10 protein-coding genes are annotated in these 10,757 nt (G+C 62.6%); 2 read left to right on the forward strand and 8 right to left on the reverse strand.

From position 1 onward, the window contains the following. The 6 genes from A985_RS26075 to coq7 form a co-directional block, all read right to left on the reverse strand. Positions 1-1,422: UDP-N-acetylmuramoyl-L-alanyl-D-glutamate--2,6-diaminopimelate ligase (locus A985_RS26075; RefSeq protein ID WP_232424670.1), on the reverse strand; the 1,422-nt coding region annotated here is incomplete at its 3' end. Next, positions 1,410-3,185: a penicillin-binding protein 2 gene (locus A985_RS0117975; RefSeq protein WP_017234760.1), complete on the reverse strand. Its 1,776-nt coding sequence runs from the start codon at positions 3,183-3,185 to the stop codon at positions 1,410-1,412. The genes A985_RS0117975 and A985_RS26075, both read right to left, overlap by 13 nt. Continuing rightward, the gene (gene ftsL / locus A985_RS0117980; protein WP_017234761.1) at positions 3,182-3,526 is read right to left on the reverse strand and encodes a cell division protein FtsL; all 345 of its coding nucleotides are present in this window, start codon (positions 3,524-3,526) and stop codon (positions 3,182-3,184) included. The genes A985_RS0117975 and ftsL overlap by 4 nt, the downstream gene beginning before the upstream one ends. Then, positions 3,523-4,452, reverse strand: a complete 930-nt coding sequence (rsmH, locus tag A985_RS0117985; protein ID WP_017234762.1) for a 16S rRNA (cytosine(1402)-N(4))-methyltransferase RsmH — start codon at positions 4,450-4,452, stop codon at positions 3,523-3,525. Before rsmH ends, ftsL begins: the two co-directional genes overlap by 4 nt. A gap of 46 nt (positions 4,453-4,498) precedes the next feature. Beyond that, the gene (gene mraZ / locus A985_RS0117990; RefSeq protein WP_026132111.1) at positions 4,499-4,927 is read right to left on the reverse strand and encodes a division/cell wall cluster transcriptional repressor MraZ; all 429 of its coding nucleotides are present in this window, start codon (positions 4,925-4,927) and stop codon (positions 4,499-4,501) included. A gap of 462 nt (positions 4,928-5,389) precedes the next feature. Next, positions 5,390-6,046: a 2-polyprenyl-3-methyl-6-methoxy-1,4-benzoquinone monooxygenase gene (gene coq7 / locus A985_RS0117995; RefSeq protein WP_026132112.1), complete on the reverse strand. Its 657-nt coding sequence runs from the start codon at positions 6,044-6,046 to the stop codon at positions 5,390-5,392. Between the two features lie 318 nt (positions 6,047-6,364). Here coq7 and A985_RS0118000 point away from each other — a divergent pair, with 318 nt between their 5' ends. Together A985_RS0118000 and A985_RS0118005 are read left to right on the forward strand one after the other, a co-directional pair. Next, positions 6,365-7,519: a porin gene (locus A985_RS0118000; protein WP_017234765.1), complete on the forward strand. Its 1,155-nt coding sequence runs from the start codon at positions 6,365-6,367 to the stop codon at positions 7,517-7,519. A 202-nt stretch (positions 7,520-7,721) separates the two neighbouring features. Further along, positions 7,722-8,201, forward strand: coding sequence for a MarR family winged helix-turn-helix transcriptional regulator (locus A985_RS0118005; RefSeq protein ID WP_017234766.1), 480 nt, complete (start codon positions 7,722-7,724; stop codon positions 8,199-8,201). A 183-nt stretch (positions 8,202-8,384) separates the two neighbouring features. Here A985_RS0118005 and A985_RS0118010 read toward each other — a convergent pair whose 3' ends face one another. Both A985_RS0118010 and A985_RS29455 read right to left on the reverse strand, forming a co-directional pair. Further along, positions 8,385-9,488 (reverse strand): aminopeptidase, encoded by a 1,104-nt coding sequence (locus A985_RS0118010; RefSeq protein ID WP_039830502.1) that lies wholly within the window; start codon positions 9,486-9,488, stop codon positions 8,385-8,387. A gap of 109 nt (positions 9,489-9,597) precedes the next feature. Beyond that, a partial coding sequence (locus A985_RS29455) for a molybdopterin-dependent oxidoreductase (RefSeq protein WP_017234768.1) occupies positions 9,598-10,757 on the reverse strand: 1,160 nt, incomplete at its 5' end.

Genomic DNA, 10,757 nt, shown 5'->3' on the forward strand with positions numbered 1-10,757 from the left:
CTGCAGAATCGCGCTCGCCCGGTCTTCGATGCAACGTGCCGCGCCCGGGTGCGCAAGGCCCGCGGCGATTTGCGCCATGATGTCGGCCGGCACTTCCGTGCGCGGGTTGTCGCTCGTGAGCACGACGGCGTCGGCCAGGCGCTCCGCCACCGCGCCCATTTGCGGACGCTTGCCCGTATCGCGGTCACCCCCGCAGCCGAAGACACAGACGAGCTTGCCGCCACGCGCCGAGGCTACCGGCCGCAACGCGTCGAGCGTCTTATCGAGTGCGTCGGGGGTGTGCGCGTAGTCGATGACGACCAGCGGCTGCCCCGGCTGTCCGATTTGCTCCATACGCCCGGACACGGGGGTGAGCGCGGCAAGCCCGGCAATGGCGGCGTCTTGCGGCGCCCCGGCGGCGAGCGCCGCACCCAGCACGGCGAGCGCGTTGCTCACATTGAATTCGCCGATAAGCGGCACAGTGATCTGCTGACTGTGATCACCGAGATACAGCGTGAAGCGCGTACCTGCAGTGGTCGCGCGGATATCCTCGGCGCGCAGCACAACGTTGCCATGCGCCGACTTCGCGTCGCCATGCAGGCCGTATTCATAGACCGGCGTCTTCCCGGCCAGACGCGCGAGCAGGCGTTGCCCCATCGCGTCGTCGCGATTGATGACGGCCGCCTTGAGGCCCGGCCAGTCGAACAGACGCGTCTTCGCCGCCTCGTACTCGGCCATCGTGCCGTGGTAATCGAGATGGTCTTGCGTCAGATTGGTAAAGACAGCGATGTCGAAGGCCACGCCGTTCACGCGTCCCTGATAGAGACCGTGCGACGACACCTCCATCGCGACCGCCGCCGCGCCCTGCGCCCGCAGGTCGCTCAGGCTGCGCTGCAACTGGACCGCATCGGGCGTGGTGAACCCGGTCACCGTCAGATGCCCGGGAAAGCCGCTACCCAGCGTGCCGATCACCGCGCTGCGCTTGCCCGCTTTCGACAACAGTTGCGGGAGCCACTGACTGCACGATGTCTTGCCGTTTGTGCCGGTTACGCCCAACGTCGTCATGCCAACGCTCGGCTCACCGCACCAGAGCGCCGCCAGCGGGCCTGCCAGCCAGTCAAGTCGCGGCACGCCGAACGCCGGCACGTTCGCGAGGCTGGCCAGCGACGCCGGCCAAGTGAAGTCGTCGCTCTGCCAGAGCACTGCGGCAGCGCCGCGCTCCACGGCGTCGGCGATGAAACCGCGGCTGTCGGCGCCTTTGACGGCGTACGCGACGAAGACATCGCCCGACGTCACGCGACGGCTGTCAGCCTGCAGCGCTGCACCGGCCGGCACCGTACGGCGCAGCCAGTCCCACGCCTGCGTCAGCGTGGCGCGCTCGGCGGCGTCGGCGATGAGCGCGAGCGTGGCGGGGTTGTGCGGCGTCGGGGTCACGGTGCCCATGGCTCGCTCTCCTCCACCTTGTCGCTCACGACGAGCTTCGTTACCGGCGAATCCGGCACCACATTCAACGCGCGCAACGTGCCGCCCACGATCGCCGCGAACGCCGGACCGGCGGCCACGCCACCGTAGTGCGACCCGCGCCCCGGCTCGTCGAGCGTGACGGCCACGATGATGCGCGGCTCGGACATCGGTGCCATGCCAACGAACGACGCGCGATATTTGCTCTTGTCGTATCCCTTGCCCGACTGTTTGTACGCCGTGCCGGTCTTGCCGCCGACGCGATAGCCGATCACTTGCGCCCGCGTGGCGGTACCGCCGGGCGACGTCACCATTTCCAGCATCTTGCGCACTTCGCGGGCCGTCGCGGGAGAAATCACCGGCGTGCCCTTCACGACGCTGCCATCTGTCTTGTAAATGGAGATCGGCAGCAGCTCGCCGTCATGCGCGAACACGGTATAGGCACGCGCCAGTTGAATCAGCGACGCCGACAGGCCATAGCCGTAGCCCATCGTCGCCTGCTCGATCGGACGCCAGCTCTTGGCCGGACGCAAACGCCCCGCCACCGCGCCCGGGAAACCGATCTTCGGCGCTTGGCCGAGGCCGACGCTCGTGAACATGTCCCACATTTCCTGCGGCTTCATCTGCAGCGCGATCTTGGCGGTGCCGATATTGCTGGACTTCTGGATGACGCCCGCCACGGTAAGCAGACCGTAGTCGTGCGTGTCCGTGATGTTCGCGCCGAAGAAGTTGGCCCGGCCGGTCGTCATCACCGTCGACGTCGGCGTCACGTGCCCATTTTCGAGGGCAGCGGCAATGGTGATCGGCTTCATGATCGAGCCCGGCTCGAACGTGTCGGTCATCACCCGGTTGCGCAACTGCGCGCCGGTCAGGTTGGTACGGTTGTTGGGGTTGTACGTCGGCAGGTTCGCGAGCGCCAGCACTTCACCCGTGCGTACATCGAGCACCACGGCGCTGCCGGCCTTCGCACCCGTGCGCTCGATGGCGTCTTTCAGTTCGCTATAGGCGAGGAACTGGATCTTGCTGTCGATCGAGAGCGTGATGTCATGACCGTCGCGCGGCTGCGCCAGGATGTCGACACCTTCGACCACCCGGCCGAGACGATCCTTGATGACGCGACGGCTTCCCGGCGTGGCCGCCAGATCCTTCTGCATCGACAACTCGACGCCTTCCTGCCCGATGTCTTCCACGTTCGTGAAGCCGACCACGTGGGCCGCGATCTCGCCTTCCGGATAGAAACGCTTGTATTCCTTGCGCTGGTACACGCCCGGGATGTCCAGATCGGCGACCTGCTTGGCCACGTCCGGCAACACCTGGCGCTTCACATAGACGAAGCTCTTTTCCTGATTCAGCTTCCGGCGCAGATCCGGCTCGCCCATCTCGAGCAGACGCGCGAGCTGGCGCACCTGTTGCGTCGAGATATCGTCGGGCACGTCTTCGGGAATGGCCCAGATGGCCTTGACGGGCAGACTGGTGGCAAGCACCTGTCCGTTACGGTCGAACACTTTGCCGCGCGTGGCGGACATCTCCAGTGTGCGTTCGTAACGGCTCTCACCCTGGCGCTGATAGAAGGCATTGCCCGGGCCCTGAATCCAGAAGGCGCGCGCGACCAGCGATCCGAACGCACCGAATATCACGAAGACGAGCATCTTCGATCGCCACATCGGCAGACGCACGGACAGGACCGGGCTGGCAGAGAACTGCACATCCTTGGTCTTGGCCTTGGCGTCCTTGCGGCGATTCATCGCTTGCCTCCGCTCTCGGGCGCGGACGCGGCACTCGCGCTCGGCACCGGCACGTCAACCATCGCGCCGGCGCTACCGGCCGGTGCGGACAGATATTGCGTGCGACCGGGCGAGACGGCCTGCATTTTCAGGTCGTTGCGCGCAACGCTTTCGATGCGGGCACTCTTGCTTTGCGCGCTCTGCTCGTACTGGAGGCGATCCCAGTCCTGCAACAATTGATGCTCGAGCGCCTGCTCGCGATTGAGTTCGACGAACGTACCGCGTGCCCGATACTGGGCATTGATCAGCGACAGCGCGCAGCCGATGAGCAACACGAGCAGAAGCGCATTGAGCCGGCTCATGGTGACACCCGCTCCATGACCCGCATGATGGCCGAGCGCGAACGCGGGTTCGCCTCCACCTCGGCGGCGGACGGCTTGATCTTGCGGCTGGCCTTGAACGGCGGTTCGGGAATTTCGTGGGCACGCAAGGGCACGCGGCGGTCCACCACCGGCGCACTCGAGCGCGCTTGCATGAAGCGCTTCACGATGCGGTCTTCCAGCGAATGAAAGCTGATCGCCACGAGTCTGCCTCCCGTTTCGAGGACATCGGCCGCTACGTCGAGGGCTATCTGCAAGTCCGCAAGCTCTTGATTGACGTGAATCCGTAGAGCCTGAAAGGTGCGTGTTGCCGGGTCCTTGCCCTTCTCACGGGTCTTGACGGCGCCCGCCACGATCTCGGCAAGCTCGCGTGTGCTGACGAGTGGACCGAGGCGATCGGCGTTTGCCCGGCGAGCAACAAGCGCCTTTGCAATCTGAAAAGCAAACCGTTCTTCCCCATAGTCCTTGATGACCTCCGTCATGTCTTCCAGCGTTGCCCGGGCCAGCCAATCGGCGGCCGACTCACCGCGCGTGGGATCCATGCGCATGTCGAGCGGGCCGTCGAAACGAAAACTGAATCCGCGCGCGGGGTCGTCGACCTGCGGTGACGACACGCCCAGATCCAGCAACACCCCCGACACCTTGTCGATACCGCGGCGGGCTAGCGCCTCGCGCAACGTCGCAAAGCTGTCGTGTTCAATCGAAAATCGCGGATCGGCAATTTTTGCCGCCTCCGCGATCGCTTGGGGATCCTTGTCGAACGCGATCAGCCTCCCCTTGGCGCCCAGCCGCTCGAGAAGCCTGCGACTGTGCCCGCCGCGGCCGAAGGTGCCGTCGACGTAGACGCCGTCGTCGCGCCACAGCAAGGCATCCACGGCCTCCTCAAGCAGGACCGTGCGGTGCTGCATAACCGTTTCCACCGCGTGCGTCATGCTCGTCGGACCACCTGATCTGTCAAAAAGTGAAGTTTTTCAGTGCATCCGGCATGCCTTGCGCCATTGCCGCCTGTTCCTTGGCGGCGTACGTCGCGGCATCCCAGAGTTCAAAGTGACTGCCCATGCCCAGCAGCATGACTTCCTTGTCCATGCCCGCGGCCGCGCGCAACTCGGGCGCCACCAGGACACGTCCCGCCGAATCCATCTCGACGTCGGCAGCGTTGCCCAGGAAGATGCGTCGCCACCAGTGCGCGTCCATCGGCAGTGCGGCGATCTTGCCGCGGAAGATTTCCCATTCGGGACGCGGGAACAGCAGCAGACATCCGTCGGGGTGCTTGGTGATTGTCACCTTGCCTTGCGCGTCGCCTTGCAGCACGTCACGATGCCGGGCCGGAATCGACATCCGTCCCTTCGCATCCAGTGAAAGTGCCGAGGCTCCCTGAAACACATGCGCTCCCGTGAGGTTTCGTCCGCCTGCCCGTCATGCCGAACGAGAAAGATTTTGTGCTCTACACCACACAAAAATACACTTTCTCACACTATTTCCCACTTTAGAGGAGAGTGTTTGGGCGGTCAAGCGTTTCACCCGATTTTCGGAGGGAATTTGTTAGGCAGAACAATGACTTAGCTCACTTTCCTAAAGCCGGAAAACGGAATTTTGTCAGGAAAATTAAAGACATAACTGCGATAGTGAATGTGGAACCTCAAACTTTAGATACTGCCTCGCGGGAGGCCCGCCAGCACTATCGCTAGCGAGTAGTGCGCACTTACGCCGAGCCAAGGCGCGGCAACTGCCGGTTGGCACGCGCCACACGAGGGGAAGATCGACACGGGAGGTGGGGGTCAATCGAGGAAACGCTTCAGGGGCTCTATTCAAGTGCTCTATTTCGGGCGCGCTATTTCAAGTGCTCTATATATAGTAGGCCGTCGTCGTCATGACTTTCGCGGCCGCGCGCATTACGCGCTGTACCGGGGCGGGCAGATCAATCCCGCCGGCGTCGCGCGCCGCCTGACCGTGCTCGATCTCGTCCCGGCGCATTTGGTCAACGATGGCGCGCGAGCGCACGTCGTGCGGTGGCAAGTCGTTGAGGTGGCTATCAAGATGGTGCTCGACCTGCCGCTCCGTCTCCGACACGAAGCCCAGGCTGACTTTGTCGCCGCACTTGCCCGCCACGAAGCCGATGGCAAACGCGCCGGCATACCAGAGCGGGTTGAGCAGGCTCGGGCGCGAGCCGAGTTCCGAGAGACGGTGCGCCGTCCAGGCAAGGTGATCTTCTTCCTCCTTGCCGGCGCGCTCGAAGGCGGAGCGCAGCTCCGGACGCGTTGTCGCCAGCTTCTGCGCCTGATAAAGCGCCTGCGCGCACACTTCCCCCACGTGATTCACGCGCATAAGGCCCGCAACATGCCGCCGCTCTTGCGGCGTCAACGCGTCGTCGCCGATCGGTGCGTCACTCAATATAGTAGAGTGGGAAGCATCGACAGCAGGTGTCGGGCGGGAGGCTTGCGTAACGCCGGCGATCGCTCGCAGGCCGCGGTCAAGTTCAGAGATCAGGCTGTCGGAAAACATCGTACTTTCAACTCACTTCGATTTTTCACAATGTGGGACGCCAGACGATTGCGTCACGTCCGTCACGGATGATACGCGCCTTTGTCCGGCGCGCCTTGCGCGGGCGCAAAGGCATGAAAGCCCCGCTGGACGCCGGTTTGCGGGCTGTTGCGTAAACGAAACAAAGGACGCCGCAAACCCGCGCAAAACCGGCCTTTTCCTTTGCCGCCCACAGTGAATTTGTTACATTACGTCCAACTTCTCGCGAAGTTGATTAGCAAGGACGTTATCACTAGTGACCTTGTTAAACAAATCTCACAATCCTTTGGAGATCACTCAATGAAAAAGTCGCTTCTCGCTCTGGGTGTGCTCGGCGCATTCGCTGGCGCTGCTCACGCTCAAAGCAGCGTGACCCTGTACGGTATCATCGACGGTGGCTTCACGTACGTGAACAAGACGGGCGGCAACGTTGCCGGCACGGGCAACGCCACCAAGAACATTTCGCTGAACAGCGGCAACCTGCAAGGTTCGCGTTGGGGCCTGAAGGGCGCTGAAGATCTGGGCGGCGGCCTGAAGGCGATCTTCGTGCTGGAAAGCGGCTTCAACGTCAACAACGGCATGTCGGCTCAAGGCGGTCGCCTGTTCGGTCGTCAAGCTTACGTTGGCCTGAGCAGCGCAACGGCTGGCACGGTGTCGATCGGTCGTCAGTACGACTCCGTAGTTGACTTCGTTGGTCCGTTCGCTTCGGGCAGCCAATGGGCAACGTATTCGGGCGCTCACCCGTTCGATAACGACAACCTGAACAACTCGTTCCGCATCAACAACTCGATCAAGTACACGACCGCCAACTACAACGGCTTCAGCGCTGGCGCTCTGTACGGCTTCTCGAACTCGGCTAACAACGGTTCGACGGGCACGGGCTTCGCGAACAACCGTGCATGGTCGGTTGGTATGGGCTACGCCAACGGTCCGTTGACCTTGGGCGCTGGCTACTTGTACCTCGGCGCACCGGGCAGCAACTCGAGCGGCGTGCTGCTGAGCGGCGACCAGAACACGGCGATGACCGCCGGCGGCCTGGCCTCCAGCGACAAGGCATACATTGCTTCGGCAGGCGGTTCGTACGCCTTCGGTCCGGCTACGGTTGGCCTGGTCTACAGCCACAGCAAGTATGACTACATCGGCGGCGGCAGCTGGAAGTTCGACAACGTCGAACTGAACGGCAAGTACATGCTGACCCCGGCCCTGCAACTGGGCCTGGCTTACACGTACACCTGGACGAAGCTGGCATCGGGCACGACCGATATTTCGCCGAAGTACCACCAAGTCAACCTGGGCGTCGACTACTTCCTGTCGAAGCGCACGGACACGTACCTGGTTGGTCTGTGGCAACACGCCAACAACGACGCTCCTGGCGGCGCGTCGATGAACGGCCAAGGCTTCGCGAACAGCACGAACCAGTTCGCCGTTACGGCTGGTATCCGTCACAAGTTCTAAGCTGACAGCTTCTGTCACTTAGGCTTTGACGAAAGGGCACCTTCGGGTGCCCTTTTTTTATCGTGTCGGCGAAGCAGCAACTGCTGCCACCGTTTGCCGGTTGCTGGCATCGCGTGCACCAGGACTTCGTAACGACCCCAGCTTGACCGAGGGTTTATTTCAAACCTAAAATTTCCATACTGTAAATTTTACGTTGCCCACCATGAGCCTCGCCGACGCCGACTCTCTCGATCTCGAAACCCGAGCCCACGATCGCGAGCACGATGCCCTGCGGCTATGGCTGCGTCTCCTCACCTGCGCCAACATGATCGAGACAGACATCCGCTCGCGCTTGCGCCAGGATTTCGATTGCACGCTGCCTCGCTTCGATCTGCTCGCGCAACTCGACCGACACCCCGAGGGGCTGAAGATGGGGGAGCTTAGCAAGCGGATGATGGTCACCGGCGGAAACGTCACGGGCATTACCGATCAGTTGGAGAAGGAAGGCTGGGTCACGCGCCAGACGGTCGCCAATGACCGGCGCGCCTTTCTGATCAAGCTCACGCCACGCGGTAAGAAGGCGTTCTCTGATATGGCTCGTGCTCATGAACAGTGGATCGAGCAGCGCCTGGGAAGGCTGCCGGAAGACAGGCAGAAGCAACTTTATGCCCTGCTGGGCGACCTGAAGTCGGTGATTGCCTGAGGGATGCGAGGCGCCGTATCCCATCTGAAACGGCGACACCGCCACTCACTTTAGATCCGGGATCTCCAACGTTCGACCTGCGCCGCGTTGACGCTCAAGGCTCGGTGTCGCCCTTCGCCCTTCGCGCGTCGAACGCCGGGCTCGGACGCTCGGATCCAGATTCTGCGGTGTTCCTCAGACAGTCTATCGCCGCGCCTGCAACGGCTTGTCGAGCAAGTCGCGCGCTGCGGCGGCCGCCGGGGTGCTGTCTAGCGCGGTGAGCGCTGCAACGCGCTCGGCCTCTGGCCGCTTCGATAAGGTTTTAACGGCGGCATAAAAGGCTGGCAGGTCGTCATGCACCTCCGCCAGCATCGCCATGAACGCCGGCACCCACTGGTTATACGTCGCGAACGATCCGATTTTGGCGTTATTCAAGTGCGAGGCAAACCAAAGGTCAAACCCCTTGTACCCACCCCAGGACGCCTTCAATCGCTCGTAGTCAGCACGCATGCTGGCGAACAGCGCGTCCTTGGTCGCGATCTTCTGCGCGTTCGTTTCCGAGCCGTCGTACAGGGTTTCCAAGCGCTTGCGATAACCCTCCACCAATTGACGGAACTGGCGTCGGTGCGCGTCGTATCGCTCGTATTCCATGGCCGCGTCGGGATGCGCCGTCAGCCAGCGCCGTACGCCCACGGTTTCCACTGTCACGGCGAAAGACTCGTTGAATGCCGTATCGCCTCGAACAAATAGAATCTGATGCGCGAGTTCGTGGAAAATCATCCGCGCCACTTCCGCCCGCGGAAGATAGATGAAAGTGTTGAGCAGTGGATCGTCGAAATAGCCCAGCGTTGAATACGCCGGAATCCCCGCGACGAACGTCTCCCAGCCATCTCGGTGCAACTCGGCCGCATAAGCCTCGGCGGATTCACGAGAGTAATAGCCCCGATACTCGACGCATCCGACGACCAGCAGGCAGGATTCGCGAAGCTTCAACGACAACGCGGGCGCGGCGAAGACGTTGTAGACGACGAACGGTCGCTTGAGGTCCGCATAGCTACGATAACTCCCGTTGTCCGGTTCACCGAGCGCGGACACCGCATAGCTTCGGATTTGCTCGGCTTCTATCAGCCGTGTGCGCAAATGCGGGGCAACCGATGGGTCGGCAAGCAGATCGGACACCGGCTGCGCTTCATGCAACACGGTGAAGTGCCCGTTAATCGACTGCGCGTAGTAACCGACCTGGCCGCATCCGGCAAGACCGAACAGTACCGCCCAGCCGGCGGCTAAACCCACGGCGGCGCGAAACATCGAACGCCGGCATGCGGAGAACACCGGGAACGGTGTGAGCATCGCAGCAGGGTTACGCATCGCGGGCTCCTCGGCGTCAGCTCGGCATCGGCAGGCGTGACGACCGGTCTTATGCCGGCGCGACTTCGACCAGGCAATCGTAGAACGTTGGCGCTCGTCCCAGATCGGTCAGCTGCTGGCTGGTGACCTCGTTGGCATTCTTGCCGTCCGGAGCGAGTTTCTTCCACCAGATAGACAGACCCACCACGACGCCTTCACGTGCCTTCTCCGTCACCCGAGCCTTTGCGCTCAAGATGCCTCGATCGTTGAAGATTCGCACATCGCCGCCATTCTCAATGCCTCGAGGCGCGGCATCCGCGGGATGAATATCGAGCGTCGGCTCTCCCACCGAGGCACGCAGGCTATCGACGTTCACGAAGCTCGAATTCAGGAAGTGACGGGCGGGCGGTGAAATCATTGCCAGGGGATAGCGTGCCGCCAGATCCGGATTGCTCGCCACCGATTCGTACGGCGGCACCCAGTCGGGTAGCGGATCGAAACCTTCCTGCAGCATGCGCTCGGAATAAAACTCACACTTGCCCGAAGGCGTGTAGAACTGCCCGTTCGCAAAAGGCGCGTCCGGCAGATCGTATCGGATCCACCCATTCCGCTTGAGGGTCTCCCAGTCACCCCCTGCCATGCGAGCATCGTCCCAGCGAATGGATTGCGCGGCCAATTGATCGTCGGTATCGGAGAAACAAGCCTCCTGCCATCCCATGCGCCCCGCCAACAGACGAAAGATTTCCGAGTTGGGCTTGGCTTCGCCGAGCGGCGCAATGGCCGGATTATTCGCCAGCAGATAGGTATGGCCGTAAGCCTTGTGGATATCCAGATGCTCGAGCTGCGTCGTTGCCGGCAGCACGAAGTCCGCATAATCGGCAGTATCGGTCTGGAAATGCTCCAACACCACGGTGAAGAGATCTTCCCGGGCGAAGCCCGCCGCCACCTTGCCCGACTCCGGTGCCACCGCCACTGGATTGCTGTTGTAGACCACCAGCGCCTCGATCTTCGGCCCGAACGAATCGTCGCCCGGATGGCAAAGGGCATCACCGATCGCGCTCATGTTCACCACGCGGGCCGGCTTTTCCTGATGTGGCCGCAGATCGGGCCGTGCCTGCGCCACCGAATCAACGGGTGCGTAACCCGACGCCGACATCAGCAGCCCGCCCGCCGGATCGCGCCACGCGCCGATCAGCGCCGGCAGGCAGGCGACCGCGCGGGTCGCCTGCC

It is taken from the genome of Pandoraea sp. B-6 (assembly GCF_000282835.1).
Taxonomy (GTDB): domain Bacteria; phylum Pseudomonadota; class Gammaproteobacteria; order Burkholderiales; family Burkholderiaceae; genus Pandoraea; species Pandoraea cepalis.